The organism is Allobosea psychrotolerans (genome assembly GCF_002917105.1).
Taxonomy (GTDB): Bacteria; Pseudomonadota; Alphaproteobacteria; order Rhizobiales; family Beijerinckiaceae; genus Allobosea; species Allobosea psychrotolerans.
This window is the reverse complement of record NZ_PQFZ01000001.1, coordinates 170562-187515: the sequence shown is the minus strand read 5'-3', so window position 1 is coordinate 187515 and position 16954 is coordinate 170562. Positions and strand designations below refer to the sequence as shown.

Below are 16954 nucleotides of genomic sequence, written 5' to 3'. Positions count from 1 at the left end.
TGAGCCGACCAGCGCGAGGCTTGCGTCGCTATCGACGCATCTTTCGCGCTTGACGGCTGGCGGGCGGCAAGGGCAAGCGCTTAGGCTGTGTTCAAGCTCGCGCATCTGTCCGACCCCCATCTCGGCCCTCTCGCCGGTTTTTCGCTGCACCAGCTCCTGGGCAAGCGTGCGACGGGCTATGTCAATTGGCGGCGCAAGCGGCGCCACGCCCATGACATGAACGTGCTGGCGCTGATCGTCGCCGATATCCGTGCACAGGCGCCCGACCATGTCGCCTGCACCGGCGATGTCGCCCATATCGGCCTTCCCAACGAATTCAAGACAGCCGTCACCTTTCTCGACACGCTCGGCCCCCGCGATTCCGTCAGCTTCGTGCCGGGCAATCACGACGCCTATGCCCCCTCATCCCTGAAGCCGCTTGCCAGCCATCTCGGCCCGTGGTGCGCCGATGACGAGGGCGCGGCCGGCTATCCCTGGTATCGTCGTCGTGGCCCGGTCGCGCTGATCGGCCTCAACAGCGGCATTCCGACCCTGCCTCTCATGGCGACGGGGCGCCTCGGCCAGGCGCAGATCGCCAAGGCCGAGGTCCTGCTGAATCGGGCCCGCGACGAGGGGCTGATCCGTGTCGTGCTGATCCATCATCCTCCCTATGTCGGCGGGGCGCGGCGCGCGCGCGAGCTCGTCGATGCCGAGGCTTTCGAGGCGATGCTCGCGCGCAGCGGCGCCGATCTGATCCTGCACGGCCACAACCATACATTCTCGCTGGCCTGGCGGCCGGGGCTGGGCCGCGACGTGCCCATCGTCGGCGTGCCCTCGGCCTCGATCGGCCCGCTTGGCCATGGCGAGAGGGCGACCTGGCATCTGTTCAAGATCGAGGGCGACGCAAGCGCCCCCCAGATCAGCGTCGAGCAGCGCGGCTTCGAGGCCGACGGCACCGTGATGCTGCGCCAGGACATCGCGCTGCACGCGAAACCGGTCTGAGCGGTGTCATCCCGCACGCGCTGCGGCATGCAATGCCGCCGCGCAGATGCGGGACCGCGCGACGATAAGGGCGCCTTTTCCTGATGACGGTCCCGTGTCTGCGTAGCGGCACTTCGCGCCGCGACGCGCACGGGATGACGCTCTGCATCAGACGCAACGCCCCCCCATCAACCTCCGTGAGCACCGGAAGCGCAGAACGTCGCGTCAGGCGGCCGCGATGGCGGATTGGCAGGCCCTCTCAGATGCAGCGCCCGCCGTCCACGGCCAGCACCGTCCCCGTCACCATCTCGGCATCGTCCGAGCAGAGATAGAGCGCCGCATTGGCCATGTCCTGCGGCGTCGAGAGCCGGCCCCAGGGGATCGTCGCCTTGAACTGTGCGCGCTTCTCCGGCGTGTCCTCGCCCATGAAGGTCGCGAGCAGCGGCGTCTCGCCTGCAACAGGCGCAATCGCGTTGACGCGGATGCGGTCGGGCGCAAGCTCCACCGCCATCGATTTCGAGAGCAGGTTCACTGCCCCCTTGGAGCCGTTATACCAGGTCAGGCCCGGGCGCGGCCGAATGCCGGCGGTCGAGCCGATATTCAGGATGACGCCGCCGCCATGCTCGCGGAAATGCGGCACGGTCGCGCGCGCCATCAGGTAAATCGACTTCACGTTCACCGCGAAGACGCGATCGAACTCCTCCTCGGAGACATCCAGCATCGGCTGGTTGCGATGGCTGATGCCGGCATTGTTGATGACGATGTCGAGCCGCCCGAACTTCGCCAGCACGCGCTCCACCGCCTTGTCGACGCTCTTGCCCTTGCCGACATCGCAGCCGACGGCGAAGGCCTTGCGGCCGATCGCCTTGGCCGCTTCCTTGGCCTTGTCGGCATTGATGTCGAGCACAGCCACCCGCGCGCCCTCGCGCACGAAGGTCTCGGCGATGCCGAGCCCGAACCCCTGTGCCGCGCCGGTGATCAGCGCCGTCTTGCCCTTCAATCTCATCATGCTTCCTCAGGTTTTGTTGGGATCCGTTTTTCTCGGGGTCCGCGACATTGGTGAGATTTGCCGCCGGCAACAAATGCGTTTTCGCGATTGGGCGGAGACGGAAATTGTATGGCGGACAGGGCGCGGGGAACCCCTCTCCTGTAAGGAGAGGGGCAGGGGTGAGGTGTAGGCCCCTGGACCAGTGGAGTAAAAACCTCACAGCGTGGCTGCGGTGAGGTCACAGCCAAAGCGTCAAACGGCCGACCCCTCACCCTGCCCTCTCCCACCAATCTCGGGCCTGCCCGAGATTGGCAGAGATCGTGGTCCAAGTCGGAAACATCCGACTTGGATGGGAGAGGGTTCCCCGCGCTTGTCTCGGCAAAGGCTGGGTCTCACGCCCCCAACTCTTCCTGCAACATCTCCAACGCCAGCCAGCGCTCTTCCGCCTGCGCGATCTCGCGCGTCACCTCCTCCAGCCGCATCGTCGCCTTGGCGAAAAGTTTGGGATCGCGCGTATAGAGATCGCCCGAGAGCGCCTGGCTGAGCTTGGCGGCTTCCGCCTGCAGAACCTCGATGCGCTTGGGCAAGGTTTCCAGCGCATGCTTCTCGTTGAAGGAAAGCTTGCGCTTCGCGGCCGGCGCAGGAGCGGCTGCCACCATGGACTTGTCCTCGGTCGGCGCCGCTTTCCCGGGAACCGCCCTCACCTTCGCGCCGACGCCGCGCCCGCGCTGCGCCAGCATGTCGGAATAGCCGCCGGCGAATTCCGTCCAGACGCCGTCGCCATCCGAGATCAGCGTCGCCGAGACGACACGGTCGATGAAGTCACGGTCATGGCTGACCAGCAGGACCGTGCCTTGATAATCGGCCAGAAGCTCCTGCAGCAGGTCGAGCGTCTCGAGGTCGAGATCGTTGGTCGGCTCGTCCAGCACCAGGAGGTTGGAAGGCTTTGCCAGCGCCCGCGCCAGCATCAATCGACCGCGCTCGCCACCCGAAAGCGCTCCCACCGGCGTGCGCCGCTGCAGCGGCTGGAACAGGAAGTCCTTCATATAAGCGATGACATGACGCGGCGTGTCGCCGACCATGACCTGGTCGGAACCACCACCGGTCAGCGCATCGCCGAGCGGCGTCGCAGGGTCGAGACTTTCGCGGCGCTGGTCGAGCGTGACCATGTTCAAGGAGACGCCGAGCTTGACCTTGCCGGAATCGGGCGCGAGCGCGCCGGTCAGCAGGTTGATCAGCGTGGTCTTGCCGGCGCCATTGGGGCCGACGATGCCGATCCGGTCGCCACGCGCCACGCGCAGCGACAGCGACTTCACCACCGCGTTGTCGCCAAAGGATTTCGCGACGTCGATCGCCTCGATCACGAGCTTGCCGGAGGTCTGCGCCTCGCTCGCCTCGAGGCGGACATTGCCGACGACATTGCGGGCCGTGCGGCGCTGCTCACGCAGGCCATGCAGTTCACCGAGGCGGCGCTGGTTGCGGGTGCGGCGCGCGCTGACGCCGTAACGCAGCCAGTCTTCCTCGCGGGCGATCTTGCGGTCGAGCTTGTGCCGGTCGAGCTCTTCCTGGGCGAGCACCTCGTCGCGCCAGGCCTCGAACTCGCCGAACCCCTTGTCCATGCGCCGCGTCAGGCCGCGATCGAGCCAGATCGTGGCGCGCGACAGCGAGGTCAGGAAGCGCCTGTCATGGCTGATCAGGACCATGGCCGAGCGCAAGGATTTCAGCTCCTGCTCCAGCCATTCGATCACGGGCAGGTCGAGATGGTTGGTCGGCTCGTCGAGCAGCAGAATGTCGGGCTCGGGCGCGAGCACCCGCGCCAAGGCCGCGCGGCGCGATTCGCCGCCCGACATCGTGGCGGGATCCTCCTGCCCGGTCAGGCCGAGCTCGTCGATCAGATATTGCGCGCGATAGGCGTCGTCGCCCGGTCCCAGGCCCGCCTCGACATAAGCGAGCGATGTCTTGTAGCCGGTAAAATCCGGCTCCTGGGGCAGATAGCGGACCGTGCAACCCGGCTGCACGAAACGGTCGGCGCTGTCGGCCTCGACGAGCCCCGCCACGATCTTCAGCAAGGTCGACTTGCCCGAGCCGTTGCGGCCGACCAGGCAAACGCGCTCGCCGGCGGAAACAGCAATCTCCGCCGCCTCGAGAAGCGGCTGTCCGCCGAAGGTGAGCGCGACGTCGCGCAGATGGAGCAAGGGGGCCATGGGGTGTCCGTGAGGGGAATGCAGGCGGGATAGACCGGCGCGGCGGCTCTGTCACGCGCCGTGCTGCGATGAGTTCGATCTTGGTGCGGCGCACAACCGCGATTATCGTAAGCGCAGGAGCCCCTTTCGAACGAGCGCCCACCCGGAGTGCCCCTTGGCCAGACCGAAGCGACAGCGAGATGAACGCCCGGCCCGCATGGGCGACAATGGCGGCCCACCGCTCGATGAGCCGCCACCATATGAGCCGGAATGGGGCAAGGGTGAGATCAACCGCTATTTCGAATGGCGCACGGCCCATCGCCGGGCCTGGCGCAAGCCGCCGGCAATCGCGCTGCGCCGCGAGGAGCGCGCCGAGGCGCTCGGCCTGACCTATGAGGAATATACGCTCGAACTGCTGGAGCGCGGCCGCCATCCACAGCCGGAGGATGTTGCCGGCATCAAGGCCAAGCGCGCCGAGAGACGCCGCTCCGGAGGTGTCGTCGGCCAGTCGCTGAAGGGATTGCGCTTGAAATAGAGCAACCACCCGAGATGGGGAACCCGGTTTTTTTCGCAGGAGCAAGTCTCTGAGCTTTCAGGCGCCGAACTTTCGCCGCATGAAGCGCGTCGCCGGCTTCTCGAAGGCGCGGTGGACCAGGAGCGCCGCAACGACTGCGCCCGCCAGAGCCATGATGATGAAGAGCGGCGGCGATCCCAGACCTAGGCGCTGGAACAGCTCGCGCAGGCCCCGAATGACGAAGGGGTGCACCAGATAAAGCGCATAGGACGCGTCGCCGACGAGCGCCAGCCAGCGAACCGGCATTGAGGGCTCCTCCCGCCGCCTGCCGCATGCTGCCGCCAGCACGAGCAGGGCCGCGGCCGAGCCGCGCCATGCAAGCGCCGCCCAGGGCGCATCGCTGCCCGGCATCTGGGCCGCGACCAGGAGCAGCGCCACGCCCAGCGCCGCGACCGCGGCGCGCGCGGCGAGCCCCAGTCGAAAGCCGCGCCGCCACAGCAGGGCGATCCCCATCCCGGCCACGAATTCGAGCACGATCGGCTGGCCCCAGAAGCGCAGCGGCACGGCCAGCGGTCCGGCCAGTCTCTCGGCCGCGACCAGCGCCACCAGGGCCAAGGTGATGGCCGGCAGCGTCCAGGCGCGCGGCAGCAATAGCCCCAGGGTGAAGAGGGCGTAGAACAGCATCTCGTAGTTCAGCGTCCAGCCCAGTGAATAGACCGGCTGGACGAGCCCTATCGTCGAGATCGTGGGCCAGAACAGATAGGAGCCGGCGATCTGCGCCAGATCCGGCGCGCCCGAATTCAGTGCGCCCGGCAGAACCAGGCCAACGAGCAGGAACAGCGTCGTCGCGGCCCAGTAGAGCGGCACGATGCGCGCGAGCCGGCGCTGCAGGAAGAGCCTCGCACCATCCGCCCGGCCGAAGAGATCGGCGGAGGCATGCACCATGATGAAGCCGGAGACGACGAAGAAGATGTCGACGCCCGCCATCCAGGGCAACAGCAGCGAAGGCGAGAATCCGGTGCCGCTGCGCGCCGCCAGCGCAATCGCATCATACTGGACATGGTGCACGGCGACCATGAAGGCCGCAGCCGCGCGCAGGGCCTGGATGCCGTAAAGCTGGAACAAACCGGAAAGAGCCTCAGACGCGCGAAACCGACGCGTTCACGCAAACCACAGCCGCGTAGGGTCGTCCAGTCCGAACCGCGCCGGAGCGGCGGCGATGGCGGCCAGCCCCTGCTCGGCGGCATCATGTGTCGTGATCACATGCAAAGCGAAACGCTTCGCCAGATCCTCCATCGGCGGCTTGCCATGGAACACGGCCTGGATCGTCGCGAGATCGGCCAGCGGCAGCAGCCGCGGCACGATGCCGCCAGCGATATAGACACCGCCCGTCGCCTTGAAGGCGAGCGCGAGATCGCCTGCGACCCGCGCCAGCAATCGCCAGAAGCAGATCACCGCCATCAGCGCGGCAGGGTCGCCGTCGAGCGCCAGCGTCGTCACATCAGCGGCGCTGACATCGGCCTCCAGCATGCCCGATTGCTTCGCCACTGCGCGATGGAAACGCAACAACCCGTCGCCGCTGAGCAGCCCCTCGACCGTGACGCGCGGCTGCTCGGCGGCAAGCGCCGACCAGAGCTTGTGCTCGGTCGGGTCTTCCGGGCCGATGCCGATATGGCCGGCCTCGGTCGGCACCAGGACGCCGCGCTCGCCCCGCATCAGGAGCGCGGCGGCGCCGAAGCCCGTGCCAGGCCCAAGCACGAGCCGGAGCCCTTCAGGCTCCGGCTGGCCCGGAACCAGCGTCGTCAAATCCGCCTCGCGCAATACGGCGAGCGAAGCCGCCAGCGCCTCGAAATCATTGACCAGCAGGCCTTGTTCGAGCCCGAGCGCCTTGGCGAGCCGCGGACCGTCGAAATGCCAATTGGCATTGGTGAGCTGCGCCTCCCGCCCGTCCAGAGGACCTGCAACGGCGAGGATGGCGCTGCGCGGCCGCTGCACCAGCGTCGACAGCACAGCCTCCAACGCCGCCTCCGGCGTCGGGTGAACGCCTGTGCTGATCCGCGCCAGGGGTTCGTGCTGCGCCCCTTGCGCGGATACGAGCGAAAGCCGGCAATTCGTGCCGCCGATATCGGCGACCAGAACCGGATGGGCGAAAGGCGAGGTCACGCCGGCTTCCTGAAATCGGAGAACCAGCCGAGCCCTTCGAGCGTGCCGGCCGCCGGCCGGTACTCGCAGCCGACGAAGCCCTCATAGCCGAGCCTGTCCAGCTCATCGAACAGGCGCGGATAGTCGGGCCCCGAAGCGTCGGGCTCGTGGCGGCCATTGGCACGGGCGATCTGGACATGGCCGATGAGCGGATAGAGCGCCTTCAGCTTGCCGGAGACGTCGCCATGGATCAGCTCGCAATGATACATGTCGAACTGCAGCCTGACGTTCCGGCGCCCCGACTCGCGAACATAAGCTGCCGCCTGGTCGAAATCATTGAGGAAATAGCCGGGCATATCCTTGCCGTTGATCGGCTCCAGCAGCAGATCGATGTCGTGCTCGGCCAGCTTGTCGGCAGCATAGGCGAGCGCTGCGCGATAGGCCTTCTGCGCGGCGGGGTCCTGCGGATCGGCATGGCCCGCCATCATGTGCAGGCGCTTGACGCCGGTTTCATGGACATAGGGCAGCGCAGCCTCAATACCCGCCCGGAACTCCTCCTCGCGGCCGGGAATCGCTGCCATGCCGCGCTCACCCTTGGCCCAGTCGCCCGGCGGCAGGTTGAACAGCGCCTGCTCGACCTCGGCGCCGGCGAGTGCCAGGCCGATTTTTTCAGGCGCATGCTCATAGGGAAACAGGAACTCGACCGCCTCGAAACCGGCATCGGCCGCAGCCTTGAAGCGGTCGAGGAAGTCCCACTCGGTGAACATCATCGAGAGATTGGCGGCAAAGCGCGGCATGTCGGCCTCGAGGCTGGATCAGGGTGGGCAAGCTAGCGCGAAGCGCCGCGGCCGTCATGATCAAACGCAACCGGGCAGCTTGCGTTCCGTCCGCCAATCCCATCCGCGCCGCTATCCCGGGCAAGCGGCGAAGCCGCGCCGACCCGGGATGACGGTGCGGATGTAGAAGCAGATCTACTTCTTCTCCGCCTTAACCGGCGGGTTCGGGTCCTTCGAGAAATTGCGGAAGACCATGTCGGGCGAGGAGGTGTTGTGGCGCGAATGGGTGGTTCGGCCCATCCAGATATCGGTCGCCTTGCCCCCGGTGAACGGCATCAGCGGCTCCTCGCGCCAGCCCTTGGCGCCGGGCTCGCGCACCGCGATGCGGGCAACGTCGTTGTTGAACTCGGTGACATACATCGAGCGCAGCGCCACGAAACCCTTGCCGCCGGTCACCGGCTTGTCGAGCACCGCGTCGAGCACCATGCGGTTCTCGTCGACGCTGTCGAGCTTCAGGCTGCCGGACGAACCGTCCTTGAAGCTCAGCTTGAAGGTGGTGGTCTTGGGATCGAACTCGATCTCCTTGATGTTCACGACCGGGCGCCCATCGGTCTCGATCGGCCCAAACAGGAAGGACGAGCCATAGGCCGAAGACGCGAGCTGCTGCGGCGGCATCGGTCTGGCGCGCCAATAGCCGTCCTGCGGATAGACCACGAGCAATTCATGCGAACGATCCTTGCCGAGCTTCCAGAGCTGGACGAGGTGCAGGCCCTTCTCGACCCGGTCGCCGACCCTGAAGGTGGTATCGGCAGGGCGCCAGAAGGTCGGGAAGGTGTAGCCGACGAGCCAGTAGTCGATGCTCTCGTAGAAGGTGACGCGCCGGGGCGGCACCGGGGCTGCGAAGGAGGGATCGCCCTTCATCTCGCAATCGGTCCAGTCCGCATCCCAGTTATCGCGCAGGAGACCTGCATTGTAGGCAGGATGCGCCGCCTCGATCTGGAAGCGCCGCACCTCGGGTGAGATCGCCTTGATGGTGACGTTGTCCTTCTCGGCGCAGAGCACCGGCTCGGACTCGTTCTTGACCTCGACGGCGACATCGCCGGCGGCGAGAGCCGGACAAGCGGCGCAGGCCAAGGCGAGCGGCAGGATCACGGAGCGCAAGCGGGAGAGAAGGGTCATCATCGATATCAACTCGTCAGCATGGCGTAGACATCGCCGGAATTGGCGGAATGAGGCAGGTCGCGCAGGAAGCCGCCGATCGCCTCCGCGCTCGCCGGCTCGGCGAGTTCGAGGCTCTGGCTTTCGCCGAGCGCGACATTGAAGCGATAAGGTCCAAGCGTATCCAGCAGCGCCAGGCAAGCCTCCGCAACGTCGCGCTGGATCGTCGTGAACTCGAAGGAGATCACCGGCACGGCCTTGGTCAGCCCCGCCAGCACATGCGCCTCGAAGCCCTCGACATCGATCTTGATGAGCGCCGGCAGGCCATGGCGCCAGATCAGCTTGTCGAGCGTCGTGCAGGGAACCGTGATCTCATGGTCCCAGACCTGCCCTTCCCAGCCACCAGCCCCTTGCGCAGCGCCGACGAAAGCCGGCGAGGCTGTCGAGACCGTTGGGTTGGCGCTGTTGATCTGCAGCGTCACGGCTCCTTCATTGTCGCCGCAGGCGGCTTCGATCAGCGTCACCTGCGGGTCGCGGCCATGAATCAGGCGGATCGCGCGCGCCGGCCCCGGCTGCGGCTCCAGCGCCACGACGCGCGCGCCCAGCCGGCGAAACGAGGAGACCCGGTCCCCGACATGCGCGCCGATATCGAAGGCGAGATCGCCTGGTTTGAGGAAGCGCGCATACAGCGCGTCCATCGCGGCGTTGCGCGCAGTATCCCCGTGATAGACCCGCAAGGAGCGCGAAACCGCCTTGGCCATGCCCTTCGGATAAGTAGCTGGCCTCATCGTGACGCCTCATTTGCGATCGCCGGGAGATTTGCGATCGCTAAGAGCTCGACCGGCGGGTCGAAATCCTCGGGGATCCCGCAAAGCCCGCTCTGCGCGAACCATCTCCCCAGTGCGGGCATGGCCGTGAGCATGGCGAAGGGGATCGCCAGCACATAGCCTGCGGTCAGCGGCAGCGACCAGAGCAGCACGGTCGGCGAGAGCAGCATCAGCGCGCCGAAGATGTAGAGCCCAAACAGCAGGTGCGGCCACAAGCCGGCGAGGGCCGTGGCGAAGGACAAGGCATGCGCATCGCGCGATTGGCCGTTCCAGCCGATCCTGGCGCGTCCGAAGGCGAGGCCGACCATGAACAGCGTCGTCCGGAAGGTCGAGACCGCGCCTTGCAGGAAGGCGAAGACGATCTCGATCAGCGCCGAGGCGACGAAGCGCCCGGTACCGCCATAGCGCCGGGTGCCGCCCCTGGTCAGCAGAATGTCGATGAAGCCTGCAAGCTTCGGCGACAGATACATCGCGAAAAACAGCACATAAAGGGAAGCGGCCAGGCCCGCGGGATAGCCCGCGATGCCGGCATCCTCGATGACCTTCACCGGCACGAGCGCGATCATCAGCGTCCAGGCTGGTAGCCCCAGGAACATCAGGATCGCCCAGACCAGCTGGAAGCGGCTCATCGGCTTCAAGCCGGGCAGGTCGAGCAATTTGAGATATTGCAGGTTGCCGAGGCACCAGCGCAGGTCGCGCTTGGCGAATTCGAGCATGGTCGGCGGGTTTTCCTCCCAGCTTCCCATCTCCTGCGGCAAGACACGGACCTCATAGCCGGCGCGGCGCATCAGCGTCGCCTCGACCTGATCATGGCTCATCACCATCCCGCTGAGCGGCCCCTCGCCGGACAGAACCGGCAGATGGCATTCATCGCGGAAGGGAGCGATCCGCACCATGGCGTTATGGCCCCAGAACGGACCGCAATCGCCGATCCACCAGGCCGAGCCCATGGTGTAGGGCCGCATGCCCTGGCGCATGCCGAACTGGAAGATGCGGGCAAAGGCCGACCGGCTCGGCATGCCCACGACCAAGCTTTGCAGGATACCGAGCTTCGGATGCGCCTGCATCATCCGCGCCAGCTTCACGATGGCATCGCCCGACATGACACTGTCGGCGTCGAGCGGCAGCATGACCTCGTAGCGATCGCCCCAGCGCTCGCAGAAATCCCTGACATTGCCCGCCTTGAAGCCGGCATTGTCGGTGCGGCGGCGATAGGTGAGGCGCGCGGTCGCGCCGATCTCGCTCGCCCATTGCGCCGCGAGCCGGTCTTCCGTCGCCGCGACAGCGGCATCGCTCGTATCCGACAGCACGAAATAATCGAACCAGGCGCCTTGGCCCGTCGCCTCGACGCTGTCCTTGACCACGCGCAGCCGGCGGAAGGCGCGTTCCGGATCCTCATTGCGCAAGGTCATCAGGATGGCGGTGCGGATCGCGATTGGCGTTGCGGCCTCGCCGTCGGCTGCGAAGGGTGCGACCTGGTCGAGCCCATCGTCGGCGCCGTGCAGGAGCCAGAGGCCGATCACCGCGTTCCAGAAACCGAGCACCGTCCAGGGCGCACCGAACAGGAAGGCGACGAAGATGGCCACATCCGTCACCGTCCAGCCGCCGACCCCGAGCACACGCCCCAGCCCCAGCAGCAATGCGGCAAGCGTGACGATGTTCAGCGCCAGCACGAGCCAGCGCCGCGCGCTCAGCGTCGCCGTCGCCTGCACCCCCGTCGGCGTCAGGCCCCGCAGGCTCTCGGCCTCTTGCGCCGCCGACTGGAACGTGGTCGGAGCGGGGCGCTGGTTCATGGCGGTCTCTGTCATGATATCAGTCGAAAGGCCTGCGGTCGGTAAAGGCTTGCGGTAAAGGCTTGGTCGGGAACAGGGATCGGCTCGATATGGCGAAGGAGCTAAAGCCGGCAACCGTAGCGAGCGCAAGCGCGAAGGCGACCGCTCTCTGGTATATTTCGCCGCGTGAATGCGCCCTGAACGCCGATGCTTTTCCCGAGGCCGGCCCGCAAGATTGTCGCATCCGCACGCTCTGGAGCGGCATCAGTCGCGGCACGGAGCGTCTCGTCCTGGAGGGCCGCGTGCCGGCCTGCGAATATGAGCGCATGCGTGCCCCCTTCCAGGACGGGGAATTCCCCTTTCCGGTGAAATACGGCTACTGCGCGGTGGGCCAGGTGGATGCAGGCCCGCCCGGCATGCTCGGCAAGACCGTCTTCTGCCTGCATCCGCATCAGGACCATTTCACCGCGCCCAGCGACCGATTGACGCTCGTGCCCGAGAATGTGCCGGCGCGCCGGGCCGTACTCACCGCCAATATGGAAACCGCGCTCAACGCGCATTGGGATGCGGGCTCCGGCCCCGGCGACAGGATCGTCGTGGTCGGCGGCGGCGTGCTCGGGCTGCTGGTCGCGTGGCTCGCGGCCCGGCTGCCGGGCGCGCAGGTGACGCTGGTCGACATCGATTCCGGCCGCGCCGCGCTTGCCGCCACGCTCGGCTTCGGCTTTGCTCTGCCAGCGGATGCGCCCGGCGACGCGGATCTCGTCTTTCATGCCAGCGGCTCGGGCGCGGGGCTGGCGACTGCGATCAATGCCGCCGGCTTCGAGGCCCGTATCGTCGAATTGAGCTGGTATGGCGAGGGCGCCGTCCCCGTTTCGCTGGGCGGCGCATTTCATTCCAGGCGCCTGCAATTGATCTCGTCGCAGGTCGGACAGGTCGCGCCTTCGCGCCGTCCCCGCTGGAGTTATGCGCGCCGCAGCCAGGCCGCGATGGCGCTTCTCGGCGACGATCGCTTGGATGCGCTGATCAGCCAGGAGATCGCCTTCGCGGATGCCCCGGCGCTGCTTCCAGGCATCCTTGCCGCCGATTGGTCGGGCCTGACCGCCGTGCTGCGCTATTGACCTGACCCCGCGGCTTTGGCCAAGACAGGCCGGTCAGCTGACAAGAGCAGGATGCGAAAGAGCGGGAACCGGCTTTTCGCATTGATCCGTCTCTAGCCGCCGGCCTGCAGGAGTCGCATCCATGTTTTCCGTCGAAGTTCGCGACCGCATCATGATCGGCCATTCGCTGCCCGATCCGTTCTTCGGCCCGGCCCGCAACATGCACGGCGCGACCTTCATCGTGGATGTCGCCTTCTTTCGGGAGCGGCTGACGCGGCATAATGTCGTCGTCGACATCGGAGCCGCGCTCGAGGTGCTGAACAGGACGCTGAAGCCGCTGAACTATCAGAATCTCGACGCGCTGCCGCAATTTGCCGGCGTGCTGACCACGACAGAATTCCTCTGCAAGCACATCTTCGACGCGATGGCGCAGGCCGCGGCCTCCGGAGCGCTCGGCGAGGATGGAGCCGGCCTGTCCCGCATCAAGGTGACGCTGCACGAGACCGATCTGGCGCGCGCTAGCTATGAGGGCGCGCTCGCGTGAGCGGCATCGTCCTCGCCGTCCCCGGCGACATCGACCTGCCGACAGGCGGCTATGGCTATGATCGCCGGCTGCTCGCCGAATGGCGCGAGATGGGCATCGCGGCGCGCCACCTCGCTCTCCCCTCTTCCTTCCCGAACCCGACGCCTGGCGACCTCGCCGAGACCGGGCGGTTGATCCTGTCGCAGCCCTTCGATGCGGCCCTGTTGATCGACGGCCTGGCCTATGGCGCCTTCCCCGAAAGCATCGCGGCAGGTCTCGCCGGCCGCGTCGTGGCGCTCGTCCACCACCCGCTCGGGCTGGAAACGGGCTTGCGCCCGGAGCGGGCCCGCGCATTGCTGGCGGGCGAAGCGGCTGCCTTGCGCTATGCTGGCGCCGTCATCGTGACCAGCCCGGCTACCAAGCGCATCCTGGTCGCCGATTTCGGCCTCGCCGAGGACAGGATCACCGTCGCGCTGCCCGGCGTCGATCGCGCGCCCCGCGCCAGCGGCAGCGCCAATGGCAGCCCGCTTGCCCTGCTCGCCGTCGGCTCGCTCGTCCCGCGCAAGGGATACGACGTGCTCGTCGCCGCCCTTGCCGATCTCAAGGACCGGAACTGGCGGCTGACGATCATCGGCGCCTCCGACCGCGCACCCGATACGGCCCGCGCACTCCAAGCGCAGATCGAGGCGGTCGGGCTTGAGGACCGCATCTCGCTGGTCGGAGCCGTGGACGCGAACACCCTGGCCGAGGCCTACGACAAAGCTGACCTTTTCGTCATGCCTTCCCTGTTTGAGGGCTACGGCATGGTGCTGACCGAGGCGCTGGCGCGCGCTCTGCCGATCCTGTGCACGACCGGCGGGGCGGCCGCCGAGACCGCACCGGATGCTGCCGCACTCAAGGTTCCACCCGGCGATATCGCTGCCTTCACTGAGATGCTAGGCAAGCTCATCGACGATCATGCGCTTCGCGAAGGCATGGCGAATGCAGCCTGGGCCGCGGCTGACGATTTACCGCGCTGGCGCGATACCGCGACGATCGTCGCGCAAACCTGTCGGAAGGTGATGTGATGGGTGGTTTCTCCCCCGAATGGCTGGCGCTGCGCGAGCCGGCCGACCATGCAGCGCGCAATCCGGAGCTGCTTGCGGCCGTCGGTGCGCATTTTGCGCCCAAGACCTCGATTTCGATCGTCGATCTCGGCTGCGGCGCCGGCTCCAATCTGCGCGGCGCCTTCTCCGCCTTGCCCGCGCGCCAGCACTGGACGCTGGTCGACTTCGACCAGCGCCTGCTCGACGCCGCGCGTGAAACCCTCGGCCTCTGGGCCGACGAGGCGCGCGACCAAGGCGAGGAACTCGTCCTCGCCAAGGCCGGCAAGTCGATCACGGTCGATTTCCGCCAGGCAGACCTGATGAAGGACCTGGAATGGGTTCTCGGCTGGCAGCCCGATCTCGTCACCGCCGCCGCCCTGTTCGACCTGACCTCGAAACGCTGGATCGAGCGCTTCGTCGCGGCGCTCGCCAGCCAGCGCCTGCCGCTCTACACCGTGCTGACCTATGACGGGCGCGAGAAATGGCAGCCAGCCCATGAGGCCGACGCCAGGATGCTCGCCGCCTTCGCGCATCACCAGCGCACCGACAAGGGTTTCGGCCCGGCGGCCGGCCCCGACGCAACGGAGGTCATGGCGGAAGCCTTCCGCAAATCCGGTTTCGCGGTCTCGACCGCGGATAGCGCCTGGACCCTCGATGCGGGGCAGCGCGAGCTTACCAGGGCCCTGACACAGGGCATCGCCGCCGCCGTTCTGGAGACCGGCCATGTCGAGGCCGGCATCGTCGCTGACTGGCTCGGCGCCCACACGGGGGAGGCGGCCTCCGGCCTGATCGGGCACAACGATCTCTGGGCGCGCCCGGTCTGAAGCCCCTCGATCACGTCGCATTCGGACGGCATTCGGCCGAATGCGAAAAACGTGATCGATTCTAAGAGCCTAGAGCATTGCTCCCCACGAAAAACCGGTGCCCGCTTTTTCGCGCAATGTTCTATCGCAGCCCAGGCAGCATCCGGCGCAGCACCCCGTCCTTGCGGATCAGATGGTGGTAGAGCGCGGCCGCGATATGCCCGCCGACGAGCAGCGCCGTCAGGATGGCGAGCTTGCCATGGACGCGCAGCACATTCTCCGCCAGCGGCTGGTTGGGCGCGGCCAGTCGCGGCAGGTCGAACAGGCCGAAGAGCGTCAGCGACGGATAAAGCGAGACGCCGATCCAGCCGAGCAGCGGTACGATCAACAGCAGCCCGTAGAGCAGCCAGTGCACCAGATGCGAAGCCGCCTTCTGCCACCAGAGCAGGCTGGGCTCGTCAGGCGGAGCGCCACGCAACAGCCGATAGGCAAGCCGCCCGGCAACGAGCCAGATCAGCAGGAAACCGATGAGCTTGTGCGTGCTGAACAGCGCATCGGTCAGCCCGTCCCAGATATCCAGCGTATTGCCGCGATAGGTCATCGCGAAGCCGAGCGGCAGCATGACGAGCACGGCCGCGGCCGTAGCCCAATGGAAATGGCGCGCGGCTGCACTATATGTCGGCGGTGGCGAAGCCATGGTCGCGAACGGGTCGTGATCTTGCGTCATGCAACTCTCCGGGCCGGGTCGATGCCTTCGCATTCATCTCACGTTCAACGTCGCAACCCTATACGCGACGTCATTGGCGACGTCATGGAATGGGATGGCTGCGGGGTCGGGCGACGAGATAATGCCGGCGGCGGGAACCCCATCGCAGTCGGCGGGTTTGGTGAGACGGCCATGCGGTCGCATCCATATCGACCTTTCGTCTGTAGAAGCTACACTCCACTGCCGATCACCGGCGCAATCTGACGGATACAATCCCGATGCCCAAGTCGCGTACGCTCTTCGGACGCCCGCATGAGACGAGCCTGGTGGCCGTCGATCGCGCGATCTCGGAATTCCGCGCCGGCCGCCCCGTACTGCTGCGCGCCGGCGAGCATCTGGCCTTGGCCCTCTCCGCCGAACTCGCCGACGCCGTGCTGGTCCAGCGCCTCGACGAGCTTGCCAAGGGCCATGCCCATCTCGTCCTGAGCGCTGCGCGGCTACGCCGCCTGGGCGCGAAGGGGCGCGGTGAAACCGGCGTGCTCGCAATGCCCCGGATCGATCTGGACCGCGTCGAGACGCTCGCCCTCAAGACCGACGGCAAGGTCGATGCGCCCGTCGCCCCCACCTCCGAGGTCGACAATGTCGCGCTTGAGCTTGCCCGCCTGGCGCTTGTGCTGCCGGCTGTCATCCTCGTGCCGGTCAGCGCCGAAGCCGTTTCGGGCGAACCGTTGATCGAGGTTTCGATCGAAGCCGTGAACGCCTACCGCGCCGCGCAGGCCGCCTCGCTGACGATCGTCGGCCGCGCGCCCGTGCCGCTGGAGGGCGCACCCGACACCGAATTCGTCGTCTTCCGTGGTGGCGAAGGCCTGCGCGACCAGGTCGCGATCATCGTCGGCAAGCCTGACCTGTCCGAGGCGGTCCCTGTGCGGCTGCATTCGGCCTGCCTGACCGGCGACTTGTTCGGCTCGCTGAAATGCGATTGCGGCGACCAGCTCCGCGAAACCGTCCAGTGGATGGCGCAGAACGATGGCGGCATCCTGCTCTATCTCGACCAGGAGGGCCGTGGGAACGGCATCTCCAACAAGATGCGCGCCTACAAGCTGCAGAGCCAGGGCTGGGACACCTATGACGCCGACGAGGTCCTCGGCTTCGACCTTGACCAGCGCCATTACGATTTTGCGGCGACGATGCTGAAGCAGCTCGGCGTGACCCGGGTCACCGCTCTGACCAACAACCCGCTCAAGGTCGGCGCCATCAAGGCGGCGGGGCTTGAGGTCGCAGCGACCCAGCGCGTGCTCGGCCGCCCCAATATCCACAATGTCCGCTATCTCGCCTCCAAGCGCGATCGTGCCGGCCACATCATCGACATGGACGCGCTGATGGCGCGGGCCGCGCCGAAGGATTGATCGCAAGCGCGACT

Annotated in this window: 16 protein-coding genes; 7 read left to right on the top strand and 9 right to left on the bottom strand. The window is 66.9% G+C overall.

Annotation, left to right across the window (positions count from 1 at the left end; translation table 11 throughout):
• The first annotated feature begins 87 nt into the window (after nt 1-87).
• Nucleotides 88-981: a metallophosphoesterase family protein gene (locus CYD53_RS00870; protein WP_103716257.1), complete on the top strand. Its 894-nt coding sequence runs from the start codon at nt 88-90 to the stop codon at nt 979-981.
• A gap of 238 nt (nt 982-1219) precedes the next feature.
• Here CYD53_RS00870 and CYD53_RS00865 read toward each other — a convergent pair whose 3' ends face one another.
• Nucleotides 1220-1966: an SDR family oxidoreductase gene (locus CYD53_RS00865; RefSeq protein ID WP_103716634.1), complete on the bottom strand. Its 747-nt coding sequence runs from the start codon at nt 1964-1966 to the stop codon at nt 1220-1222.
• 374 nt (nt 1967-2340) lie between these two features.
• Nucleotides 2341-4152 carry an ABC-F family ATP-binding cassette domain-containing protein gene (locus CYD53_RS00860; protein ID WP_103716256.1) on the bottom strand — a complete coding sequence of 604 codons (1812 nt, stop codon included), beginning with the start codon at nt 4150-4152 and terminating at the stop codon, nt 2341-2343.
• A 154-nt stretch (nt 4153-4306) separates the two neighbouring features.
• Between CYD53_RS00860 and CYD53_RS00855 the strand changes: the two genes are divergently transcribed.
• Nucleotides 4307-4666 carry a hypothetical protein gene (locus CYD53_RS00855; protein ID WP_342751631.1) on the top strand — a complete coding sequence of 120 codons (360 nt, stop codon included), beginning with the start codon at nt 4307-4309 and terminating at the stop codon, nt 4664-4666.
• A gap of 57 nt (nt 4667-4723) precedes the next feature.
• On the opposite strand, the gene CYD53_RS00850 is transcribed toward CYD53_RS00855, so the two are convergent.
• The 6 genes from CYD53_RS00850 to mdoH form a co-directional block, all read right to left on the bottom strand.
• Nucleotides 4724-5770, bottom strand: a complete 1047-nt coding sequence (locus CYD53_RS00850) for an acyltransferase family protein (protein ID WP_245928024.1) — start codon at nt 5768-5770, stop codon at nt 4724-4726.
• A 36-nt stretch (nt 5771-5806) separates the two neighbouring features.
• Nucleotides 5807-6808 carry a glucokinase gene (locus CYD53_RS00845; protein WP_181011659.1) on the bottom strand — a complete coding sequence of 334 codons (1002 nt, stop codon included), beginning with the start codon at nt 6806-6808 and terminating at the stop codon, nt 5807-5809.
• Nucleotides 6805-7584 carry a 2-oxo-tetronate isomerase gene (otnI, locus tag CYD53_RS00840; RefSeq protein WP_103716253.1) on the bottom strand — a complete coding sequence of 260 codons (780 nt, stop codon included), beginning with the start codon at nt 7582-7584 and terminating at the stop codon, nt 6805-6807. The genes CYD53_RS00845 and otnI overlap by 4 nt, the downstream gene beginning before the upstream one ends.
• Before the next feature lie 174 nt (nt 7585-7758).
• A complete protein-coding gene (locus CYD53_RS00835) occupies nt 7759-8742 on the bottom strand; it encodes a hypothetical protein (RefSeq protein ID WP_146055785.1) in 984 nt (327 codons plus the stop codon).
• 8 nt (nt 8743-8750) lie between these two features.
• Nucleotides 8751-9509 carry an FkbM family methyltransferase gene (locus CYD53_RS00830; protein ID WP_210202270.1) on the bottom strand — a complete coding sequence of 253 codons (759 nt, stop codon included), beginning with the start codon at nt 9507-9509 and terminating at the stop codon, nt 8751-8753.
• Nucleotides 9506-11341: a glucans biosynthesis glucosyltransferase MdoH gene (gene mdoH / locus CYD53_RS00825; protein ID WP_103716250.1), complete on the bottom strand. Its 1836-nt coding sequence runs from the start codon at nt 11339-11341 to the stop codon at nt 9506-9508. The genes CYD53_RS00830 and mdoH overlap by 4 nt, the downstream gene beginning before the upstream one ends.
• A gap of 89 nt (nt 11342-11430) precedes the next feature.
• Here mdoH and CYD53_RS00820 point away from each other — a divergent pair, with 89 nt between their 5' ends.
• From CYD53_RS00820 to CYD53_RS00805, 4 genes are all read left to right on the top strand, one after another.
• On the top strand, nt 11431-12438 hold the full coding sequence (locus CYD53_RS00820) for a zinc-dependent alcohol dehydrogenase (RefSeq protein ID WP_103716249.1): 1008 nt from the start codon (nt 11431-11433) through the stop codon (nt 12436-12438).
• Nucleotides 12439-12559: 121 nt separating this feature from the next.
• On the top strand, nt 12560-12961 hold the full coding sequence (locus CYD53_RS00815) for a 6-pyruvoyl trahydropterin synthase family protein (protein WP_092167351.1): 402 nt from the start codon (nt 12560-12562) through the stop codon (nt 12959-12961).
• Nucleotides 12958-14007, top strand: coding sequence for a glycosyltransferase family 4 protein (locus CYD53_RS00810; protein WP_103716248.1), 1050 nt, complete (start codon nt 12958-12960; stop codon nt 14005-14007). Before CYD53_RS00815 ends, CYD53_RS00810 begins: the two co-directional genes overlap by 4 nt.
• Nucleotides 14007-14849, top strand: a complete 843-nt coding sequence (locus tag CYD53_RS00805) for a class I SAM-dependent methyltransferase (protein WP_103716247.1) — start codon at nt 14007-14009, stop codon at nt 14847-14849. The genes CYD53_RS00810 and CYD53_RS00805 overlap by 1 nt, the downstream gene beginning before the upstream one ends.
• Nucleotides 14850-14970: 121 nt before the next feature.
• Here the strand turns inward: CYD53_RS00805 and CYD53_RS00800 are convergent, their stop codons facing one another.
• On the bottom strand, nt 14971-15555 hold the full coding sequence (locus CYD53_RS00800) for a cytochrome b (RefSeq protein WP_245928023.1): 585 nt from the start codon (nt 15553-15555) through the stop codon (nt 14971-14973).
• A 257-nt stretch (nt 15556-15812) separates the two neighbouring features.
• Between CYD53_RS00800 and ribA the strand changes: the two genes are divergently transcribed.
• Nucleotides 15813-16940 carry a GTP cyclohydrolase II RibA gene (gene ribA, locus CYD53_RS00795; protein ID WP_103716246.1) on the top strand — a complete coding sequence of 376 codons (1128 nt, stop codon included), beginning with the start codon at nt 15813-15815 and terminating at the stop codon, nt 16938-16940.
• Nucleotides 16941-16954: the final 14 nt, after the last annotated feature.